General features: G+C 42.3%; 13 protein-coding genes. 2 read left to right on the top strand and 11 right to left on the bottom strand.

Annotation, left to right across the window (positions count from 1 at the left end; genetic code table 11):
* Window positions 1-6: 6 nt before the first annotated feature.
* Complete coding sequence (locus tag Bovatus_RS21080; RefSeq protein WP_004301446.1) at window positions 7-2,721, bottom strand: TonB-dependent receptor; 2,715 nt, start codon at window positions 2,719-2,721, stop codon at window positions 7-9.
* Between the two features lie 456 nt (window positions 2,722-3,177).
* Between Bovatus_RS21080 and Bovatus_RS21075 the strand changes: the two genes are divergently transcribed.
* Window positions 3,178-4,743, top strand: a complete 1,566-nt coding sequence (locus Bovatus_RS21075; RefSeq protein WP_004301441.1) for an ATP-binding protein — start codon at window positions 3,178-3,180, stop codon at window positions 4,741-4,743.
* 26 nt (window positions 4,744-4,769) lie between these two features.
* On the opposite strand, the gene Bovatus_RS21070 is transcribed toward Bovatus_RS21075, so the two are convergent.
* From Bovatus_RS21070 to Bovatus_RS21055, 4 genes are read right to left on the bottom strand one after another with little or no spacing between them, the layout of a single operon-like run.
* Complete coding sequence (locus Bovatus_RS21070; RefSeq protein WP_004301439.1) at window positions 4,770-5,666, bottom strand: AraC family transcriptional regulator; 897 nt, start codon at window positions 5,664-5,666, stop codon at window positions 4,770-4,772.
* A gap of 34 nt (window positions 5,667-5,700) precedes the next feature.
* Window positions 5,701-7,041: a mechanosensitive ion channel family protein gene (locus Bovatus_RS21065; RefSeq protein ID WP_004301436.1), complete on the bottom strand. Its 1,341-nt coding sequence runs from the start codon at window positions 7,039-7,041 to the stop codon at window positions 5,701-5,703.
* A gap of 37 nt (window positions 7,042-7,078) precedes the next feature.
* On the bottom strand, window positions 7,079-8,107 hold the full coding sequence (locus Bovatus_RS21060; protein WP_004301434.1) for a DUF4435 domain-containing protein: 1,029 nt from the start codon (window positions 8,105-8,107) through the stop codon (window positions 7,079-7,081).
* A 22-nt stretch (window positions 8,108-8,129) separates the two neighbouring features.
* On the bottom strand, window positions 8,130-8,993 hold the full coding sequence (locus Bovatus_RS21055; protein ID WP_004301432.1) for an AAA family ATPase: 864 nt from the start codon (window positions 8,991-8,993) through the stop codon (window positions 8,130-8,132).
* Window positions 8,994-9,115: 122 nt separating this feature from the next.
* On the opposite strand from Bovatus_RS21055, the gene Bovatus_RS21050 reads away from it, so the two are divergent.
* Window positions 9,116-10,033 carry a DMT family transporter gene (locus Bovatus_RS21050; RefSeq protein WP_004301430.1) on the top strand — a complete coding sequence of 306 codons (918 nt, stop codon included), beginning with the start codon at window positions 9,116-9,118 and terminating at the stop codon, window positions 10,031-10,033.
* Window positions 10,034-10,123: 90 nt separating this feature from the next.
* Here the strand turns inward: Bovatus_RS21050 and meaB are convergent, their stop codons facing one another.
* The 6 genes from meaB to Bovatus_RS21020 form a co-directional block, all read right to left on the bottom strand.
* Window positions 10,124-11,215: a methylmalonyl Co-A mutase-associated GTPase MeaB gene (gene meaB / locus Bovatus_RS21045; protein WP_004320987.1), complete on the bottom strand. Its 1,092-nt coding sequence runs from the start codon at window positions 11,213-11,215 to the stop codon at window positions 10,124-10,126.
* 11 nt (window positions 11,216-11,226) lie between these two features.
* Entirely contained in the window at window positions 11,227-12,294 is a 1,068-nt protein-coding gene (locus tag Bovatus_RS21040) for a DUF1573 domain-containing protein (RefSeq protein WP_004301426.1), read from the bottom strand.
* Window positions 12,295-12,530: 236 nt separating this feature from the next.
* Window positions 12,531-18,266 (bottom strand): alpha-2-macroglobulin family protein, encoded by a 5,736-nt coding sequence (locus Bovatus_RS21035; RefSeq protein ID WP_004301424.1) that lies wholly within the window; start codon window positions 18,264-18,266, stop codon window positions 12,531-12,533.
* Window positions 18,267-18,854: 588 nt separating this feature from the next.
* Window positions 18,855-19,025, bottom strand: coding sequence for a hypothetical protein (locus Bovatus_RS25555; RefSeq protein ID WP_004301421.1), 171 nt, complete (start codon window positions 19,023-19,025; stop codon window positions 18,855-18,857).
* Window positions 19,026-19,908: 883 nt separating this feature from the next.
* Window positions 19,909-21,366: an aminoacyl-histidine dipeptidase gene (locus tag Bovatus_RS21025; protein WP_004320988.1), complete on the bottom strand. Its 1,458-nt coding sequence runs from the start codon at window positions 21,364-21,366 to the stop codon at window positions 19,909-19,911.
* Between the two features lie 121 nt (window positions 21,367-21,487).
* Entirely contained in the window at window positions 21,488-22,474 is a 987-nt protein-coding gene (locus tag Bovatus_RS21020; protein ID WP_004301414.1) for a lysylphosphatidylglycerol synthase transmembrane domain-containing protein, read from the bottom strand.
* Window positions 22,475-22,586 lie beyond the last annotated feature (112 nt).

Below are 22,586 nucleotides of genomic sequence, written 5' to 3'. Positions count from 1 at the left end.
CCCGGCTTAGAATGTACACGACACTCCCAGGCTTATATTTATTCCTTTCTTATAATCATTCAATATCACCTTTTCCCCGTTTTCGTTCGCTTTGCGACTTAACTTATAAGAGGAATTCAGCAGGTTGCGGGCTTTCAGGTTAAAGGAAAGATGCTTGTTCAGTTTGGCTTGGGACACAAAATCCAGGGTCAGTACTCCCTGCTCCATTATATCCTGATAGCCCTGTGTGCCAATGGTATATATTTTATCACTCACATAATTAAGTACCAATGTATTGACAAAACTGCGTTCTCCTTTCGTGAAGTTATGCGAGAGGTCGAAATTGACAATCCACGGTGCGGCTCCTTCCAGTTGCGAACCGGTGGTAACCGTTGCCAAAGGCATTTTTGCATTCGTGTAGATATAAGAGCCATTCAATCCCAAAGAGAGTTTATTCATTCCGTGCGCAGCATTACTCACCGGACGGACAAACAGATTCTTACGTATTTCTACTTCCACTCCTGCCACGGTTGCCTTATCCGCTATATTCTCATAAGAAAGATAACCTCCGGCGCTTGCCACTTCGATGCGGGATATCGGATTCTTAATCAATTTATAGAAAGCTGTGAGAGAAATCAACTCGGTCGGAGTGGGATTAAAGTCCCACTTCAGATCAAGGTTATAATGATCCGAAGGTTTCAGATTGGGGTTACCCTGACTGTTGAAGTTCACGCCGACATAACGGTAAGGAGATATTTCCTTTGCCTGCGGAAGCGTATATGTTTTACTAGCTCCCAGACGAAGCGAGTTTTTATCATTCAGATTGTATTTGAGATTCAAGCTGGGCAGGAAATAATCTTTTTGGATGGTATTGTTTCCTTTAGAGCCTCCACGATTCACATTGTAATCCACTTCAATATCTACTTTGTCGTATTTCATTCCCAGATTCACAATCCAACGGGGAGTAAACTGGTAGGTAGCCTCGGCATAAGCGGAATGGATATTCTTTTTTACGGTATATTCATCTAAGTTCTTTTGTATCTTGAACCAGTCGGAAGCAAAGTTTTCCTGATTATAATAATCGTCAAGCGAGAAGTCGTCCAAAGAAGGGAGGGTAGAAACATGTCCTACGGTCAGGTTATATTCCGTAGCTTTGAAGTTATCATCTACGAATCGGCCTGTATATCCAAAACGGACATTCGAAATTTCTTCTATATTATCTTTCAGACGATAGACCAAGCCCGCTTTTACATTCAAGTCGTCTTCATCTAAAGTTGAGAAGTAGCGCTGTTGTGAGTTGCCCCTTAGCAACGTATAGCCGTCTTCCGCTTTAGTCAGGTTATTGATACGACGATCCGGTTCATACCCTTTCACCATATTATAGGAAGCACCTGCATCAAGACTTAATGATTTGGTCAATCCCCAGTTAGTCATCAGTTGGTTAACGATCAGCATATTGTCATTCGTTTGTTGGCGACGGGTGAATCCGAGGTTTTCATAGTCGTCACTAAAAATCGAGTTCTTGCCGTTGTAATCGCCCACCGACTGGGTATTGGCATGAATCATCATCAAATTATAACTGATGTGATGACGATTCTGCATATCGAAATCCACATTGGCAAGTGCCAGCTGACTGATATTCTCCGCATACTTCTTTCCATTCATATCTTTGTAGACCGTACCGCTGGTAGTTGTATTACGTATGATTTCATCCGTATACTGATAGTCCGTCGTATGTCCGGCGGTCAGGAAGAAAGAAAGCGGATTTTTGTCTTTTCCGACATAGAATCGTTTACCTCCGGAAATACTGTAACTCCGGTTAATTTGAAAATGTTGAGCGGAAGGGTCTAACTTATTTCTGAAGTTCCATGAGTTTTCATCGGCAGGTTCGGTACGATTGGCAAAGCCCATGAAGTTCACTCCATCCTGTTTCAGAAAATCGGCTGCTACCGTTTGTGTATTCAAGCCACCGGAAATGCCGAATCCCAGATTACCGCTACCAATTAGTTCTTTGGATACAATATCAATGGTTGCCCCTCCGACATCGCTGCTGCCTCCCGCGTTGAATGCTTTATTTACGCCTACGGACTGAATAATATCCGTACCGAAGAAATCAAGAGAGATATTCTTATATTCCGGATCTTCGGAAGGAAGAGCAAATCCATTAAAAGTAGTTGCATTGTACCGGTCACCCAATCCACGGACAAAGACATTTTTCACTCCGTCTTGTTTAGACACTCCGGCAACTTTCGTCACAGCACCTTCTGCATCCGAAACACCCTTGCGGGAAAGCTCCCTGACACCAACAGATTGTACGGCAATGACTGCTTTTTGCTGTTCGAGCAACAGCATATTCTCATTTTCCCTATTCTTCTTAGCTACAACCACCACATCGGCAAGTTCCTGTGCATCGGTTTCCAACTCCAGATTCAGTATCACCAGTTTTCCATTCTCCACACGCACTTTACGGCGCACTTCCGTTTTGTAGCCTACATATTTAATCTCAATATCATACATACCTTCCAACACGCCCATGCTGTTCAATTCGAAATTACCCTCCATATCGGTCACTGCTCCGGCTTGAGTTCCGAGCAAACGTATCGTAGCTCCTATCAAAGGTTCCTTGGATAGTTTGTCTTTCACAGCTCCTTTAATCTTAATATTGGCAGCCAATGCAGGAAGTACACACAACAGGCAAAAGAAGGCCGCCACTGAAAATCGGATAAGAAATAGTTTTTTCATCTAACTTTGCTCTACGTTTTAATTACGCTGGCAAAGATAGAGGGTGGGCATTACAACTATAAGACGAAATAAATACAATCTATTGAAAGAGTCGTTGCAAGATGATGACAAGATGTTACAAACGTATTATCAATTACTTACGCTATTAGTTCAACTTGTTTATAAGCAAATTTAAGACCGGAACTTCACTCTTTTATCTCTCATTATGCATAAAATTAATCGTCTGACAGTTGTGAGAAGGTGAAAATTTTGGCTGATAGTGTATTTCCACCCGCTTGTCGTCAAAGATATGTTTCATCGCTTTTCAATGCATTACGCAAAGAAACACCGATAGCTCCTTTCCCACTAAGTATATATCCAACGTTGGACTTTCTTAAAAAAAGAACAGGCATAATTGACTTGAAACTAAATATCATTATCTTTGTGTATGTTTCACGCTAAAAACAGATATGCGTCATGGAAGAGAATTTCAGAAGATATCCGATAGGAATACAGAACTTTGAAGATTTACGCAATAATGATTGTGTCTATGTTGATAAAACGGAATTGATTTATCGTTTGACTCATACAAATAAAGTCTATTTTCTAAGTCGTCCCCGACGCTTTGGGAAAAGTTTGCTAGTTTCTACACTAGAGGCTTATTTCCTGGGAAAAAAAGAACTGTTTCAGGGCTTGGCTATGGAGACTCTGGAAAAGGATTGGACGGTTTATCCGGTATTACACTTTGATTTTAGTGTGAGTAAATATATAACCGCTGATATGCTGTCAGCCGTTATTAACCGCCAATTGCTTTTATGGGAGAAAATTTATCAACGGGAAGAAGGAGAAACGACTTTCAGTTTACGTTTTGAAGGAATTATTCGTCGTGCTTACAAACAGACGGGTAAACAGGTGGTGGTATTAATAGATGAGTATGACTCACCAATGCTGGACAGCAATCATAATGATGAAGTTCAAAAGGAAATACGTAATATCATGCGGGATTTCTTTAGTCCACTGAAAGCCCAGGGACAGTATCTTCGCTTCTTATTATTGACAGGTATCAGCAAATTCAGCCAAATGAGTATCTTCAGCGAGTTGAATAACTTGCAGAATATCAGCATGAGGGATGATTACAGTGCCATCTGTGGCATCACCGAACAAGAACTGCGCACGCAATTGCAAATTGATATTGAACAAATGGCCCAAGCCAACAAGGAAACATATGAGGAAGCCTGTGTACATTTGAAACAACAATATGACGGCTATCATTTCAGTGAGAACAGTGAAGATATTTATAATCCATTCAGTTTGTTCAATGCATTCGCACAGAAGAAGTATGCCAATTTTTGGTTTTCGACCGGTACTCCCACTTTCCTGATAGATATTCTGCAAGAAAGCGATTTTGATATCCGGGAACTGGATAACACGACCGCCACCGCCGAACAGTTTGATGCGCCCAGCAATAGAATCACCGATCCTCTTCCGGTGCTCTACCAAAGCGGTTATCTCACAATTAAGGGATATGATCCGGATTTCCAACTGTATACACTGGCTTATCCCAACAAGGAAGTAAGAAAAGGATTTATCGAATCGCTGATGCCCGCTTATGTGCATCTGCCTGCACGAGAGAATACATTTTATGTAGTGTCCTTTATTAAAGACTTGCGTATCGGTCATTTAGAGGAGTGTCTGGAAAGACTGAAATCTTTCTTTGCATCTATCCCGAATAAACTGAACAACAAGGAGGAGAAACATTACCAAACAATCTTTTATCTGTTTTTCCGGCTGATGGGACAGTATATAGATGTGGAAGTGGATACAGCCATCGGAAGAGCAGACGCGGTTGTGAAACTTCAAGATACCATCTATGTTTTTGAATTTAAAGTAGATGGTACACCCGAAGAAGCATTAGCGCAGATTAACAGCAAGGGGTATGCTATTCCGTATCAGGCGGATCACAGGAAAATAGTTAAAGTAGGTGTAAACTTTGACAGCGCCACACGAACGATTGGTGAGTGGAAGATAGAACTCGGGAGTTAATCACCGAGTTCATAAAAGAAAATGCGCTAAATCAGTTTCTTTTTCTTCCGATAGTTCTCACGAAACTCTTTGGGCGAACAACTCTTTTTCTTCTTGAAGATCCGGTTGAAATTGGAAAGGTTATTAAAACCGCACTCATAACAAATCTCGGCGATAGACATCGTAGAATCTACCAGCAACCGGGAAGCAAAGCCTAGCCGAATATCAATGATATAATCGGAAAGATTCTTGCCTGTACGCAGTTTGAAGAAGCGGCTGAATGACACATCCGTCATCCCCACCATATCGGCCAACTGCCCCAGACGTATTTCTTCCTGATAATGTGTATTGATGTACTCCTGCACTTTCTGCACACGCCGGCTGTCCGAATGAATATCTATCTTGGCAAAAGACGAACTGGACAAGGTACGCGCTTCTTCTTCAAAGAGAGAAAGTTCATACAGGATCGTCATAAACTTAATGACCGCATAAAATCCCTGTTTTTCGGAAGCAAGCGTATCCAACAACGGATATATTTTGAGTATGGCAGACATCGGGAAACAAAGCCCTTTTTGTGCTTTATCCAGCATCCGGCGGATAGAGTCGAACTGATTCTTATTGATAAAGCTCTTGAAGAAAAGATCGGAAGAAAACTGAATCGTAATCTCCCGTATCTCTTTCGAACGGCACTCGTTCTGTTCCCAGACGTGCTCCAAGTCTTTTCCTGTTATCAACACCAAATCATAATCACCTATCACTTCGGAAGAGTCTCCTACAATCCGCCTTACTCCGGCAGCCTTTTCGGTGAAGTTCAATTCAAACTCGGAGTGGTTGTGTATAGGATAAGTGAATTCCGTTTTATAACGTTCCGCAATGTAAAAGCAATCCTTATCTGACAAAGGAGTGATTTCACGGATAATCTGGTTGGATAACGGTGTAGTCATAGTAATTACAATTTATAAACGTTTTATCGTTTGATTAGTTTTCTATCTTTACCCCTATCCGATGCAGGTCTGCCCCCGACGGGTTTTGGAAGACACGCAAGTCGAATTCGGGAATAATGGCAAGCACATGATCGAAAACATCTGCCTGTATGCCTTCGTAGGCAACCCATACTTTATTGGCAGAAAAGAAATAAAGTTCCAATGGGATACCGGTTTCAGTAGGCTGAAGCTGACGTACCATACAGGTCAGGTCTTGGTTGACGGTAGGCAGATTCTTCAGATAGTTAGTCAGATAGGCACGGAAAACTCCCAGGTTTGTTTGCCGGCGTCCATTCACTAACACAGAGTTGTCGATATGATGTTCCTTATTATATTCTTCCACTACCTTTTCCGTTTCATCCACATAGTCTTTCAACAGTTGTATCTTCCGGTATTTTGCCAACATCTCCGGTGTACAGAAATGCACACTGGTCATGTCTATATTGATGGAACGTTTCACACGACGTCCGCCGGATTCCTGCATTCCCTGCCAGTTTTGGAAAGAATCACTAATCAATAGATAAGGAGGAATGGTGGTGATAGTATTGTCGAAGTTACGTACTTTTACGGTATTCAATGTTACTTCTATCACTGTACCGTCCGCACCGTATTTCGGCATCGTGATCCAATCACCCACCTTCAGCATATTATTGGCAGAAAGCTGGATGCCGGAGACAAATCCCATGATACTATCTTTGAAAACCAACATCAGAACCGCAGCAGAAGCTCCCAATCCGGTCAGCAACACCACCGGACTCTGCTTTATCAGAATACTGATAATGATGATAGCTCCTATAAAGAAGAGAATGACTTGTGCTGTCTGCAAAAGCCCCTTCAAAGGTTTGTCTTTATATTGCTCACGCGCGCTATATACCAGATACACAGCCGTGAACAAAGCACTGACGAAGCGAAGAAAGACTGCAAGGATATAAATCATGCAAAGTCTTCGAAGAAAATCAAGCAAAGCAGAGTCTGCATGTTCGGGAAAAGCAATAGGAATAGATATATAGATCAATATAGGTGCCACCATCCTGCTGATATTCACCATTACTTTATCATTAAATACAATATCATCCCAAGTGGCCTTCGTCTGTTTCACCAATTTGGATACGGTACGCAGAATAATCTTGCGGCAAATCAGATTGGCAAGTAATGCTATTCCAATAATAAACAATAAGATGATAAAGTTATCAATCTTATCAGCCATAGCTTCATCCACTCCCATCGAGAGCAAAGCATGATTCACTTCTTGCATCACCACATTACCTGCTTCTTCCGGTTGCCCGTTTGCTAATGCCACACTCACTGTATCAACCACTTCTTTTACTTCTTTCATAAGCAATCGTCTCTCTCTTTTTTAGTTTTTCTTTTATTTATGATCTCTGTTTCTTTTCTTCTTTATTCTTTCCTTCTTCCAAATATTCACTGATATCCTGCCGTAGCCAATCATAATGGAAGAGTCTTTTGTAGGCTACATTCTTCTTGAGCATGATTTCTACGTTCACCTGGCTGTTCTGATAACAAGTCAGTTCGTTTCTGAACTGTTCATTGTGTTCGGCCAACCGCTTGATTTCCTGTTCCCGTTCACGGCGCAATACGGTGCAGACCGGAATCAGTAGTTTCATTACCACATTATCCATCACATGGTGTCCCTGCATATACAAGTAAGTGTTTTCCGGCACCAAGCCCAGCTCTTTAAATTCAGTCCGCAATCCATTCACCTGATTGATGTTATGGGGGAATTTCTTTTTCAACTCTGCCAACTTCTGATTAACCCGTTGTTGAAGGGATTCCAAGCTCTTTTCCGGATGCCGGAGATTAATCTCGCGCAAAGAAGTATAAGTATGGAAATCGTACATGGGGAAAGTGTAAGTATCCCGTTGGCGATAGAACCATACGTTCCAGAGGAAAAGCGGATATACTATTTCAGAGTACTTCTTCAGGTAGAAGTTGAAATCTAAAATGGAACGGTCATTCAACGTAGCCTGCACACATACTTCGTGAAGGCTTTCGGCAAAACAATGATAGTTTTCAATAGCATAGGTATAAGTCTGAAAAATATACCTGTTCCGGTTGATTTTACGGGAAGTATTGGTAGCTCCCTGCAACAGGAAATCATAGTCACTGTCCACACAGGCAATCAGACTTCTCCCCAATTCGGCTGTATTCAGCGTGTTCATGAGTACCATCTTTTTTCCTTTTGCCAGGGAGGTGGCCGAAGGAAGCATCACTTGGAAATAGTGTTCGTCGTCTTCAAACTCTTCAAGCAATGTGCGCCAGAAAGCGATGTCGTCATAGCTTTCTACGTAAGCGATGATACGTCGGCGGGCTTTCTTCGGATAAAGCTTATGGGCGGCATTGAAATAAGAAGAAGTCAGATTATCTCGTAGTGAAGTTGCCATTTGTTCTATTACAGGTTACGAATTACAAATTACAGTTGGGAGAATCCTTGTCGAGCTTGTGCCCTACGGTGGTAGATATATCGCTTACTTCTGTCACGGCATCCAGCCAGCCTTCCATAATGACGGCAGGCGAATGGGTAGTCAGGATAATCTGCACATTCGGATTCAGTTCACGTATCATAGCAATCAGTTTCTGCTGCCATTCTATATGAAGGGAGGCTTCCGGCTCATCCATAAACAATACACAATGGCTGTTGTCCTGCACGAGTACGGTCAGCAGGATAACCAGCATTTGCTTTTCACCGGACGACAGTTTATAAGGGAATAATAGGTCGCCATCCTGATAGAAAGCGATATCGTTCCGTTTCCTGTCTATCTTTTTGCGTGTATAGCTGAACAGTTCGTCAATCATATCCTGAAAACGACGTTTGGCTACAGATAATGTAGCTGCTTTACGACGCTCTTCTTCATCAATGCTGGAAAGCATTTCAATCATCTTATTACCAATGTTGACCTGATAATCGAGGTAACGGCGTTGCAAGAGATAGAGCTGCCAGTCCAGTTCAGACTTTACATTCTTGTCGGCCATGCGGGCTGTGAAGTCACCCATAATCAGGGGACGGTCGTAGCTCCGGATGACGTCATAAGGAATATAGGTTGCCTGGGGATTGTCGAAAAAGAGACGCACTCCGTTCTTCTCGTCACTTTTCATTTCACCGGAAAGTTCTTCGAGGTATCCCACCGAACGGTTCAGAATGGTAGTCTTCCCCACTCCGTTGATGCCGGAGAGGATGTTCACATCGGGACGCAAATCCCATCCTATATTAAAGCGTTCCCATAGTCCGTGTATCTCGATACGACGGATATAATTGGCTTGTTGTTCCATAATATTCAAGTTTAATCAAGGCAAATATAAACAAATCATACGATAAAAGACTACCTTTGCAACCGTTTTCTCTATTTGATTGTTAATGATATCAGAGATATGGTAAAATAAATAGTATCAACATGGACAAAAGTAAGAACCTGTATGGTCATTTGTTTGCGCTTACAGCAAACGTTATGTGGGGATTAATGTCTCCCATCGGTAAGTCGGCTCTTCAAGAGTTTTCTCCAATTTCTGTAACTACGTTCCGCATGGTGGGGGCAGCAGCCGCTTTCTGGATCCTTTCCATGTTTTGCAAACAGGAACATGTGAATCATCAAGATATGCTGAAAATCTTCTTTGCTTCACTGTTTGCACTAGTATTCAATCAAGGAGTGTTCATCTTCGGGCTTTCTATGACTTCTCCTATTGATGCTTCTATCGTAACTACCACTCTACCGATTGTAACAATGGTTGTAGCGGCCATTTACTTGAAAGAACCTATTACCAATAAGAAAGTACTGGGGATTTTTGTAGGTGCGATGGGAGCACTTATTCTCATTATGAGCAGCCAGGCAGGAAGCAACGGAAATGGAAGCCTGATTGGTGACTTACTTTGTCTCGTTGCACAAATCAGTTTCTCCATATACCTGACTGTATTCAAGGGATTGTCTCAACGATATTCGGCAGTAACGATTAATAAATGGATGTTCATATATGCTTCAATGTGTTACATTCCGTTCTCCTATTATGATATTTCTACGATTCAATGGACTTCTGTTTCCACTGTCGCCATTCTACAGGTACTTTATGTCGTATTAGGAGGTAGTTTCCTCGCATATCTCTGCATTATGACTGCGCAGAGGCTGCTCCGTCCTACGGTAGTCAGTATGTACAATTATATGCAACCCATCGTGGCTACGATTGCAGCAATCGCGATGGGTATCGGAAGTTTCGGCTGGGAGAAAGGGATTGCTATCGCACTTGTATTCCTGGGAGTATATATTGTAACTCAAAGTAAATCGAGAGCTGATCTTGAAAAAGCAGAAAAGCCTCATTAATAGTACAAGCGGGTAGAAAGACTGACGTTTCCTACCCGCTTATGCTAAATGTATTCTTTAAGAATCAGAATCTTATTATCATTTAAAGTCTCATTTCAAATCCTCAAAATAAGTATCGAGCAAGCTTCTTGCAGCTATAAACGAAGTCAGGTTACCTTTCAATACCTGCTGTTCTTTTTCTAAGAGCATCGCTTCAATCTTCGGATTATGATAAAAGCTGTCACGAAGTTGTTCATTGATGCTTTCATACATCCAGTATTTACTTTGTTCGTTGCGGCGATATTCAAAATAGCCGTTTTCTTTCACAAAGTCAATGTATTCGTAAATCATGTCCCAGACCTCCTTCACTCCCAGGTTATAAAAACCGGAGTAAGTCAATACTTTGGGAATCCATCCGGATTCAGGTGCAGGAAACAGATGCAATGCATTACGGAATTGAGTGGCAGCCAACTTGGCACGTTCCAGATTATCTCCATCGGCCTTATTGATAACGATACCATCCGCCATCTCCATAATACCACGCTTAATCCCTTGCAGTTCATCGCCCGTACCGGACAACTGAATCAACAGGAAAAAATCAACCATCGAGTGAACAGCCGTTTCGCTTTGTCCCACTCCTACGGTCTCCACAAAAATCTTATCGAATCCGGCAGCTTCACAAAGAATAATCGTCTCACGTGTTTTGCGTGCCACTCCTCCCAAAGAACCGGCTGACGGACTAGGGCGGATAAACGATTTAGGATGCACGGAAAGCTGCTCCATACGCGTTTTATCCCCTAAGATACTGCCTTTACTACGCTCACTACTAGGGTCGATGGCCAATACCGCCAGTTTGCCCCCCTTTTCGAGTACATGCAGACCGAATACATCTATCGACGTACTCTTTCCTGCACCGGGAACGCCGCTGATACCAATCCGAATCGAATTACCGGAAAATGGCAGACACTTCTCTATGATTTCCTGTGAAACAGCCTGATGTTCAGGCTTTACGCTTTCAACCAATGTCACAGCCTGACTCAATATGGTGACATCACCTTTTACGATACCTTCTACAAACTCTGCTACTGAAAGTTGGCGTTTCTTAGGTTTCCGCTTTAAGTAGGGATTCACAGATGAGGGTTGCTCAATGCCTTTATTGACAACAAGCCCCTTATATTCTTCACTATTTTCAGGATGTTCCATAATCATAGGATTTAGCGTTTGATATTGATTTCAACTTTCGGGCGTAACGGATCATTTGTTATCATCAGGATACGTAAATGATGCTTCTTATTACCTACGTCACGCTTACGAATAGTTACTTTGAGCTTCGTCATTCCATCCGGAGGAAGGACTGTCTTCTTCAGGCTCACTCCTACCGATGAATTGAATACCTGCAACTTACTGATGACTAACGGAGTCTTTCCGGAATTGGCTATCAATATATCATGGCTTACCTTATTCTTCTTTATCAACGGGATACTAAGATCAATATCCGTTTCCGAAATGTGCATGGCAGGAGCGTTCAAAGAATCTTTTTCCGTCATACGAGAGAAGTCGGGAAGAAGAATGGCCGAAACCGGTATTTCATTATCTTCGCTCACCTTATCACCGGAGAAACGAGAAAGGTAGACAGAAGTCTGTGTCAATCCGTAATCTTTTAGCTGGCTCGCATCCAGCGTCAGTTTGATAGTTCCTTTCTTGCCTTTCAACAAGACTTTGGGTTCCGCTTCCATTTTCAGATAAGGAGGCAGATGCATCAATACCGGTTCGTAAGGACGATCCGAAAGATTGGCGATATCAAAGGTCAATGAAGGCTGCTGTCCGCGATAGACATCGGGGAAAGCAAACTCATCACGATCTAAACGAATATTTCCAATTGTATAAGGAAGTAGCTTTGTATAATCTTTTATTTCCTGCACTACTTCACCGGTAAACTTCAGATAGACCAAGCTCGGACTGGCATTGCTATATATTCCTATCGACTTTTCAAAATGTCCTAACGCTTTTGCGTCAAAAGAAGCTTTTACTACTCCTTTTCCTCCCGGGGCAATCGGTTCTTTGGTCCAGTCGGCCACGGCACAGGCACAAGAGGTTGTGACGTTGGTCAGTACCAATGGCTGGTTTCCCGTGTTAGTGATGGTATATTCCACTGTCACCGGACGTTTCCACTCAATTTGTCCGAAGTTATGTGTCTCTTTATTTGAAGAGATACGAGGTTGGGCAACGGCTGCCAAAGCGACAGTAAGTAAAGATAATATAGATAGTAAACTACGTTTCATGCGATATTTTTTATTTTGGTGCACAAATGTAGGGGTTTTAGATGAGTTTTTCACCACAGATTACACAGATTAACACAGATTGGGAAAAGACTTTACTTAATAGCAGTCCTTGTAAGCCCCTGTTTATAAGAAAAAAGTTCCTCACCGACGAAGGATGCCTTCCTCGGTGAGGAACACCCTCTTCATCGGTGAGGAACGCCTCGCTCGTCGGTGAGAATAAAAATCCCCTGCCGGAACTATTTAATAATAATTGTCATCGAAGCAGAATGCGAAGCGTATTCCGGTGCATAAGCACACTGCATAGTTGCCAAACCAGTTTCGTAAGTTCCTGCACGACTGACACGGTAACTATATTCCAACACGTATACACCCTTTCCTAAATGATCGAAGAAGAAATTAGTCGATGCATCTTTGATGTCTACGTAATAGCCAAGCCCGTTGTTCCAACGATAACCGGAGATACTGCCGATCGGTTCGAAACAAGCGCCCCGCTGATCTTTCAACTGTACAAAGTCCATCGGACGGTCTACGCGGATGCTCAAACGGGAAACGACTTTATCACCTACCTGAAGAACCGTTTTGGCAGTAATAGGCTGTAATTGAGGCACGTTATTCATCGTACGCTCCACATACAACTGTTTCTCAACATTCAGGTCGCCGCCCTGTTGTTTCACATCACTGACAGGAGATTCAAATTCTGCATACACAGCTCCCCAAGCAATACCCGGATTTCTCTTTTCCACTTCAATCTTGCGGGCATCCACCACATTCTTCTGTGTGAAAGAACGTTTGATATATCCCAATCCAGGAACAGTCGTTTTACTTGGACTAACAGTTTCCAGCACTTCATTAGCAATCACAATCCGTACATCTCCCTGATTGTCGAGTAAATTAGCGCCCTTCATCAGCAATGCAAATACCGCATCGGCAGTAGCTACCGGAGAATTCCACTGTTGTGTCTGCTTTTGCTTCAACAACCAAAGTTTCATTTCTTCCACTGTATCGGTATTGCCACCTGTCTGTTCCAGCGCTTCCATCACATCTACATGAGCCTGCATCTGCATTCCGCCCCATGTATATGGATTCTCGTTGAAAGCAAAGAACATTCCCTGTTCATCTGTCTTCGTCAGATGTTCTTTCAGAGAAGCGACAAATTCCTGCGCTTCCTTCTTGCGTCCGGCTTTATCAAGCACAATGGCGGCAATCGCTTTTGTATCCATCGAAGGAGAAGTCAGCAATTCTCCTACCTTAGAAAGATAATAGGTATAAGCCGCTTTATTGGCTGCGGGTACCTGCTCTCCCGAAATAGCGATGAGATACAAATATTGCAGAATACTGCCCGAAACGCCAGTAAACTTCACACCGTCTTTCTGTGCTTTCAGGATTTCCTTATACTCGTCCAAAGCTGATTGATGAAGGTAAGCGAAAGCCTTCTGTTGCAAGGAAAGAGCCGATCCGCTTAATTTCTCACCTGTCAGCATAGCCAGACGGGCATTCAGTTCGGCGATATAGGTAGTTACAGATCGACTCCCGTTCATTCCTTTATACCAGGACCATGCCCCATTTGAGTTCTGTAACTCCTGCAATCGAGTCAAAGCTGCGATATTATTACTACGGATGTTATTCAAATCAAACAAGGTGGCGATGCGCTCTTTCTGTTGCTCTTCCGTCTGTGCTTCGAGTACCCAGGGAGACTCGGACAAAATGATATTCTTCACTTCCTGATTCTTTTGCAGATTGCTCAAGAACGTTTCTTTCGTACCTCCTTGCAGTTTCCAACTTTCAAATACCGCTTTGATCTTCGGCTGACTGTTCATGATAAACGAAGCCAATGTATTGGCATAGTAGGCAGTAGCCCAGGAAATAGCGTTATTACTTGTCGGAAGACTCAATGAAGGCAATGCCTGAACGGCATACCAAGCCGGGTTTCCTGTAAATTCAACAGTTAGTTTACGATCTGTGGCTGTTTTACTTTGTTGATTGAACAGATGATCGAGTGAGAAAGTACGGGTTTCTTCTCCACGCACTGGCATTGGAAGTGTCTCCACCAAATGCTCTTTATTGCTAAGAACCGGAAGCAACTGTTGTTCTCCATCGCTGAAAGTACCACTGTCGGCAATCATCCGGCATCCCACTATTTCGTATTTATCACTAACGATAAACTGGAAGTCCACACCCATTGTCTTTCCGGCAGCAAGGCTGAATTTCTGTTTTTGTGTACTGATAACCTTCTCTGTCATCGGGTCAAAAAGGACCAGACTGACCGTTCCGGCTTGCGGCTTACCAGTCATATTAGAGATAGAAGCTGCCAGAGAAGTCTTATCACCCACACGCACAAAACGAGGGAGATTAGGAGTCAGCATAAATTCTTTGCTTGTGGTAGCTTCGCCATCCAATGTTCCCGTCAACATTCCCTTTGTATGAGAATATCCACGGAAGTTCCAACGCGTCAGACTTTCAGGCATCGTGAATGAGAAAGAGATCTCTCCCTGTTCATTGGTGCGAAGTTGAGGATAGAAGAATGCTGTTTCTGCTAAATTGGTACGCAAGTCAGCAGATGCTTCGGGAAGCATTTCGTTGTCAGATGCCTCATCCGCTTTTTCTCCCGTGGGTATCATTTCCGATTGAAATTCAACATTAGTCATGGCATCAGCAGCCATAGCCGATTTCATCTTTGGCGCATTACTCCTTAAAGTTGCAACGTCCAATGTCGAAACGCTACCTGTCACCGTCAACTTTCTCGTCGAGCCATATCCTCTCACTATTACTTCACCCAAATCTCTTCCATTATTATAATAGTCCGATAGCATCACAAAATGGTCATACTCCAGTGATGGCACTTTGAGACTCTTCGTATTCCACCAGTAGTTGAATGAATTATTGCCGGAATATCCACTCATCCAGTTAGAATATGGGACAATCTGGTTATAATAGATTTGGAAATTCTGTTGCCGATTCCATATTTTATCCAAGGAAGCATCATACATCGTTGCCAGCATTTCCGCGTTAGCAGCTTGTCCTTGCGGCGTTTTAATCGTCAGCTTCCATTCTTCCTTTTGTCCCGGACGCAATTTATCACGGAACACTTCCCACTTCATAGTCAGTGTCTTATCAGGAATCCGTTTGGTCAGCCGCACCTGTTCCTGATAAACCTGTCCGTCCCTCACCATACAGAGATTCACAAAGACACCATCCCCATAACTTTCCCGATATGGATACTCGAAACGTACAATCGTATCTGACAAATTCAACGTCTTGCTCTCCAGCAATTTATCACCGGAAAATACGTTCATCATCACATAAGCATCTTTTTTCGACGTACCGAAACAGAACACGGCCGGATGGGCAGCATCAAATTCCGTATTTGCACCATAGAACCACATCGTCGTTTCTACAGGCGGACGTTTGTCCTCAACAGAGAAAAGAATCGTGTTGGTGTCAGCAGTCACTTCCTTGCCCTGATTATCTTTCACTGATGCTTTCAGCACATAAGGTCCCGATGGAAGATTCTTCCAGTCGAGCGTCATGTCTTCATTAGAAGTAAAGGTTCCCGTTGCAACCGGTTTCTCTTCCAACTGCTTAAAGTCCTTGTCTTTGGCAGGGTACAAGTAATAATTCCCCTTCACCTCCACAGGTTGTCCATTCAGGTTCTGCACTTTAAACATTGTTTCGAAGGGTTGATCCTTGCAAGTCTTATCTTGCAATTCCACCTGCAAAATCAACGAACGGTTTCCTGCCGAAATCACGTCCGTAGAAGATTGTGTTTCACCTGCCACATTGGTAACAGTGGCCTCAATGGAATAACGATAATATACCTTATCATTATTCTTATAAGAGTCACTTTCCTGCAAACGAACCGGTATCGTGAATTCTCCATTCTCATTGGCCATCACTTCACCGGAAGCAATCTGCACAGATTCCGCAAACCGCCAAAGGCTGTATGCAGAACGCTTTACCGTATATTTCACCAGAAGATCCTGAAGCAGCACACCACTATAAGATTGTACCTTACCCTTCACCTGTACCTCATCACCCAGTTTGTAACTTCCTTGTTGCTTTTCAAAAGTGATATCAAATGTCGGACGTTTATAATCTTCTACCCGAATGCCTGTATGGCCTCTTCCCGCTTTCAAAGAAAACATTCCGTTCAGACAGGCCGAAGGCAATGCGAAATCGGTGGTAAACGAACCGAACTCATTGGTACGTACCGACTTCTGCCCTACTTCCTGATTGTTTACATCCAATAAAGTCACCGTATATTCCTTGTTCGGAAGTACATTCGCCGTATCCGATTGTTGAGAATAAGCAATTCCCTTCACATACACAGTCTGTCCGGGACGATACAAAGAACGGTCGGTCAATAAAGTCATATTTTCAGTCACTTTATCTTCGTCGCCGTAATATCCGTAACTTCCTGCATAAATGCCTTGTTTCGGCATTGCCGTATCCGTCCCCTTGGAAGCTTTCAGATAGCGGTATTCGGATTTCCAGGGAAATACGACCTTACCCTCTTCGTTTGTCGTAAACTCCTGCAACACTTTTTCGTCATTACTGTACATCGTCACTTTCGCATGGGGAATAGGATGCCCTGTCTGTCCATCCAGCGTCACCACTTGATACTGTTTGTCCGGCAAACGGCACGTCAGCACTTTGAAACGTGTTACATCAAACTTGCTTTCACTATCTCTCTTCGCACGAATATCCGGTATGATACGCATCACGTAAGATCCAAGTTCAGGAGCTTTGAATGTAAACACAGTGTCCTGCGTCTGATAATCTTTCGGACGAAGCACAGCGTAATGTTGTTCCTTTATCAGTTTCTTCGCCTGATAAAGACGGACAGTGAAACCATCCAGATTTTTGTGTGAGACCCTTAATTCTATCTCTTCGTTCGGAAAAGCCAAATCGGATGCATTAACATTCAAATAAGGAGCCAATATCTCTTCCCGAAGATTTTTCAAAGCATTGATTCTGCGATAGCCTGAATAAAGGCGGATTGCCTCATCGCAAAGCTGCAATGCATTGAGCTGCTGTTGTTTTCCAATAGTATATCGGGCTTCTGCCAAATAGACTTCGGCACAGATGGGTTCGGAAGCATACTTGTTTTTCAATCTGTTCAAAGCTTTCAGATAAGTATCTTCCGTCAGTACCGGAAGTTCGCCCTTAGCCTGCAGAGGTCGAATATTCCGATCAGCATTCCATCTCCATTCCAGGTAGTTAAGTGCTGTCAACACATAACCTTCTTTTAATCCGGTTGCTTTATAAGCGGAAATCATATTCCCATAAATAGCTATTATATCTTGTTTGACCGGATTCACAGTACCGTCATTAGTAATCCTGTTACCCAATTCTTCCACCCGTTGCAGTGCTTCAATGCTACGGGAAGCCAATAAATGATACATATCATGGTGATAGTATTCGCTCGTTTCCCCCAATTCTACAAAAGGAATATAGCCGCGTGAGGACGTTTTGAGCAGCAATACAGAATCGGCCAATGCCTCCTTTATATTTGTCCGCACTTTTTCGATGAACATATTGGCTGTCCATTCACGCATATCGGTAGCAGGTGTCTGGTCTACGATTTCTGTCCGTTGGCGGAGTTGCCACTGGTTGCTGGCTGCATAATCTGCATAGATTCCCGCTATCAAAGAGTGTAGGATGGCGCGATCCATTGGTTGGTCAGTCTGTTTCACCCATTGTTCCAGTCCTTTCAAATCAGCGTAAAGACTGTCGGGATTCAACATTTCCCGATATTTCATCCGCCACGTATATGCTTTGAGCATTTGTGGAGAGTTTTTCTCTTTTTCCCCTTTCTGATAAATCTCATCAGACAGTTTTATCACAGTCTTAGGCAAGCTCTTTTTCTCCGCTTGCTCCACTTCTTTCCATAATTTGTCGAAAGTTTGTGCCTGTACCGCCGGAATCACTCCCAACCATAGCAGCACCATCATACAAATCTGCTTTACTTTCATAATCTTTCTAGTTTAAGTTTGCTATAAGTCTCACTCTTATAAATAACAAAGTAAGGAAATAAAGTTTAAAGATTTGTACTTTTTAGCTTAAAAAAAGCTTTTATCAAGCTATCAGCCCCATACCATATTGTATAAACATTAGCCTATTAATCAACTCGCTCTGGAATAAAATAAAAAGTCCAAAAACTGCCACTCGGTTTATTATTTAATTGAAAAGTTTATCTTCTGCAATAAGATTCACCTATCTCTTACAAGTTCATAAATGCAAAAGTATCTTGCACCTTACACTAAACCAGCGATAGTCAACTGATATACAAGTATTTGAAGCAGTGCAAGATACCGTTGCAGATGCGTGCAAGATAGAGGTATCTTACACACTGTCTCGTTTATAAGAATCCGGGCATATTCATAGAAGACACTCAATAATTTGCAGCACCTCTACATAAAATGGCTTGTTCATGCCGGTGAACAAGCTGTTTTATGCCTTGAGACCAACAGTTTCAAGTAATGAAACTACCAGTTTCACACCGGAAAACTAAGTGTTTAATACCTTGAAACTAAGTGTTTAATACCTTGAAACTAAGTGTTTCAAGCGTATGAAACAAACTGTTCACAAGCTTGAAACTGATTTTCCCCTATGGAGAAGCCAATCGAAACCTTACGGAATACAATTAATTCATCCGTATCTATTATCTCGTTCAGCCTGTTATTCCAGATAATATTACGCCAGTTATCAGACACAAATACATCATCTTTCATGTATTAGTACCAGACAAATCAGCATACAACTTACTATAAATCAACTATTAAGCACTTATTACAGGTATAATTGTAGGGTGAGAGTAAAAATTACCCTCACCCTACAATCACAGTTACCCTCACCCTTTGTAACATCGATGAACAAAGGCTTTCAAGTGATTCGGTGAGGGTATGATAGTAAAATCAGCCAAACTCGCATGTGATACATTCCAGCCCAAGTGGCAAAAGACAGTGTACCCAAACACAGAAATTAAAGGAGGAACTGACACTGAAACAGATCCCCCGCCACAGTTGTTAGCTAAAACAACTCTATATAAAATTTTAGATATAAAAAATGGGGATATCGTATTTAATAACGTATCCCCACTCTAAACTTAGTTAATGTACTTGTTCTCATTTCTCAATTCTGTACCCCCATGAAAGCATTTCATTACGACCTACTTCACTAAGGATTTTTCTAACTAAAGAACCCATTTTCTTTGCCATAATCTTTAAACCTTTTAAATTACTAATTCCTGAAAACTAAAAAATAAAACTTACTTGTTTGGTTTGGTATTAATTGTTGAATATCCCCAAACATGTACATCGGCTTCGCCGATCTTTCTAAACAATCTTTTTAAACTTTTCATTTTGTTATCCTCCTAATTACATGTTTTACAACACAAAAATACAGCCTTTGTTTATACATTGATCTAAAAAAGAGAGAAATTTATGTTTTATAGCATATTTCTTGATTTGCATCAATTAATTTATTTGTTATAAAGCAGAATTGTAATATACGCTGCAATAAATATGAAAAAAAGGCACAGATGAAATATCATCCGTGCCTTCACTATGGTCACCTATTATATAATAGGAGAATATTTATATAAAGAGAAATACGTTATTTCATTGGAGTTTGCTCCAAAGTTGCCACCAGGAAGTCATAGAACTTCTGTACGGTAGGAATCAACGCTCTTTCGTCCGGTGAATGCGGTGAACGCAAAGTCGGACCAAAAGAAATCATGTCCAATCCCGGAATAATAGCACCGATAATACCACATTCCAAGCCAGCGTGAATCACTTTCACTGCAGGTTCTACACCAAACTGTTGTTTATAGGATGACTTCATCGCATGCAAAATCGGAGAATTTACATCAGGTTGCCAACCGGAATATCCGCCTGTCATCTCTACCTTCATCCCTGCCATAGAGAAACAAGACTCCAGGCTGGTAGTCAGATATTCTTTCATGCTATCGCTTGAACTGCGAGCCAGAATCTTAATGGCTGCCTTTCCTTCACCAATCGTTATAATAGCAAGGTTGGAAGAAGTTTCTACCGTATCTGGAACAGTAGGGATCATACGTGTCACACCGTTCTGACAAGCAAAGATTGCATCAATCAGATTGTCCTGAATTTCTTCAGGTACTTCACCGGCAGGAAGTTCTACACGTTCAGCCGTAAAACTGATCGGAGTTTCAATAGCTGAATATTCTTCGTTGAACAGGTTTTCGCAGTATTTCACCAAGCCCAGCAGTTCTTCTTCATTTTCAGCCGGAATGGTAATAACCGCATGTGCTTCACGTGGGATAGCATTACGCATATTACCACCTTCCCAGCTAGCCAAACGGGCTTCATAGCTGGCAACCGCTTCACGAACGAAACGAACCAGCAACTTATTGGCATTGGCACGTCCTTCATTGATTTCCAATCCCGAATGTCCGCCGCGTAATCCTTTCAAAGTAACTTTCACTGCGATATCTCCTGCTTCGGGAGCTACTTCCTTATATTCCAGGGTAGCAGTTACGTCCATACCTCCGGCACAACCGATATACAATTCACCTTCATCTTCGGAATCCAGATTCAAAAGGATTTCACCGTTCAGGGTACCCGGCTTCAAGCCAAATGCACCGTACATGCCGGTTTCTTCGTCTTTAGTGACAAGAGCTTCCAGAGGGCCGTGTTTCAGGTCTTTTGCTTCCAGCACGGCCATGATGGCAGCTACTCCCAGTCCGTTGTCCGCACCCAAAGTAGTACCTTTTGCCTTTACCCAGTCACCGTCTATATAAGTTTCAATCAGATCTTTTTCAAAATCGTGTACAGTATCGTTGTTCTTCTGCGGAACCATATCCATGTGCGCCTGAAGAATTACACCTTTCCGGTTTTCCATACCCGGAGTCGCCGGTTTACGGATAATTACATTACCTGCTTCGTCTACAAAAGACTCCAGACCCAAACCTTTTCCAAAACCTAGAAGAAATTCTGTTATTTTTTCCATGTGTCCTGACGGACGAGGAATCTGTGTCAACGAATAAAAATGCTTCCACACGTTTTGTGGAGCTAAAGAAAGAATGGTACTCATAATAAATATTTTAAAACGATTTTAAATCTAATAATTAAACAGTGCCAAGTTATGGAAAAGTTTTCAGATGGCAAAGGACGTCAGCAAAAACATTTAAGAATACACACTTTTAGCTAAAATTTCACCCTCGATGTCTGTTAGTGAACGACAGGGCAGCAAAGCCATAGATACCCAACAGAACAACCAGAAAGGTTTGAATACCATGCACAATCAGGGCAAAGATTCCGGCATCCGTCACATTTACCCCATAAAGCATCATCATAGAAATGATAGCGAAATGCCACGGTCCCGCCCCGTTGGGAGTAGGCACAATCACGGCAAACGTACCACCTACAAACATGACCAATGCTGCTAGAATTCCTAAATGTGCCGTAAAGGCGAAACAATAGAATGTGAAATAGAAATGGAGAAAATAACACGCCCAAATGGCCAGTGTATAAAAAATAAAGAGAGGAATGTTGCGTACTCCCTTTAAAGACATAATCCCCTCCCATATATTAAGTACAAAGCCTTTCACCCGTTCATAGAAGAACAGCGTTTTTCTTAAATAATAAAGAAGGATCGCCACACCGATAAAACAAAACAGGATGATATAAAACCATACCGAAGTCAGGAGATGAACAAGAGAAGGGATTTTTGTTCCGGTCTGTTGAAGAAAGGTAACGAATATCGGTAATTGAAGCAAGACTGTGATGCCTGTGATGAGAAGAATCGTCAATGTATCGACCAATCGCTCCGTAACGACTGTTCCCAACGACTTGGCAAACGAGACGTTATCATATTTCGCCAAGACCCCGCAGCGGCTCACTTCCCCGATCCGGGGAACTACCAGACTGGCGGCATAAGAAATGAAGATAGCATTCACGCAATCGCTCTTTTTCGGGAAAGCGTCCAACGGTTCCAGTGTCTGCCTCCACCGCCATCCACGAAAGACTTGCGCGAACACCCCGAACACTAATGAGAAGAGCATCCACCACCAATTTGTACCGTGTAATAATACATCGCCCGCTTTTGTAAAATCAAAGTCGCGATACACCCAGAATAAGATAAAGCCGCCTAAAACAACCGGTAATATCAGTTTCAGCGTCTTTTTTAATAGTTTCTTCATCCTTAATTCTTCATTAGCTTCGCTGACACATCATTTATTTTTTAATAAATAGTGGTACGTTCTTCATTTAAAAGAATTACCTTTGTCGACTGCAAAAGTAATTATTTAGTTG

The sequence above is a fragment of the Bacteroides ovatus genome (assembly GCF_001314995.1).
Taxonomy (GTDB): Bacteria; Bacteroidota; Bacteroidia; order Bacteroidales; family Bacteroidaceae; genus Bacteroides; species Bacteroides ovatus.
The sequence above is the reverse complement of the archived record's forward strand: the minus strand, read 5'-3'. Positions and strand labels throughout refer to the sequence as shown.

What these genes read in the sequence shown, in the direction of transcription:
- Bovatus_RS21080 (WP_004301446.1), bottom strand. Translation starts at nt 2,721, where the DNA reads ATGAAAAAACTATTTCTTATCCGATTTTCAGTGGCGGCCTTCTTTTGC.
- Bovatus_RS21075 (WP_004301441.1), top strand. Translation starts at nt 3,178, where the DNA reads ATGGAAGAGAATTTCAGAAGATATCCGATAGGAATACAGAACTTTGAA.
- Bovatus_RS21070 (WP_004301439.1), bottom strand. Translation starts at nt 5,666, where the DNA reads ATGACTACACCGTTATCCAACCAGATTATCCGTGAAATCACTCCTTTG.
- Bovatus_RS21065 (WP_004301436.1), bottom strand. Translation starts at nt 7,041, where the DNA reads ATGAAAGAAGTAAAAGAAGTGGTTGATACAGTGAGTGTGGCATTAGCA.
- Bovatus_RS21060 (WP_004301434.1), bottom strand. Translation starts at nt 8,107, where the DNA reads ATGGCAACTTCACTACGAGATAATCTGACTTCTTCTTATTTCAATGCC.
- Bovatus_RS21055 (WP_004301432.1), bottom strand. Translation starts at nt 8,993, where the DNA reads ATGGAACAACAAGCCAATTATATCCGTCGTATCGAGATACACGGACTA.
- Bovatus_RS21050 (WP_004301430.1), top strand. Translation starts at nt 9,116, where the DNA reads ATGGACAAAAGTAAGAACCTGTATGGTCATTTGTTTGCGCTTACAGCA.
- meaB (WP_004320987.1), bottom strand. Translation starts at nt 11,215, where the DNA reads ATGGAACATCCTGAAAATAGTGAAGAATATAAGGGGCTTGTTGTCAAT.
- Bovatus_RS21040 (WP_004301426.1), bottom strand. Translation starts at nt 12,294, where the DNA reads ATGAAACGTAGTTTACTATCTATATTATCTTTACTTACTGTCGCTTTG.
- Bovatus_RS21035 (WP_004301424.1), bottom strand. Translation starts at nt 18,266, where the DNA reads ATGAAAGTAAAGCAGATTTGTATGATGGTGCTGCTATGGTTGGGAGTG.
- Bovatus_RS25555 (WP_004301421.1), bottom strand. Translation starts at nt 19,025, where the DNA reads ATGAAAGATGATGTATTTGTGTCTGATAACTGGCGTAATATTATCTGG.
- Bovatus_RS21025 (WP_004320988.1), bottom strand. Translation starts at nt 21,366, where the DNA reads ATGAGTACCATTCTTTCTTTAGCTCCACAAAACGTGTGGAAGCATTTT.
- Bovatus_RS21020 (WP_004301414.1), bottom strand. Translation starts at nt 22,474, where the DNA reads ATGAAGAAACTATTAAAAAAGACGCTGAAACTGATATTACCGGTTGTT.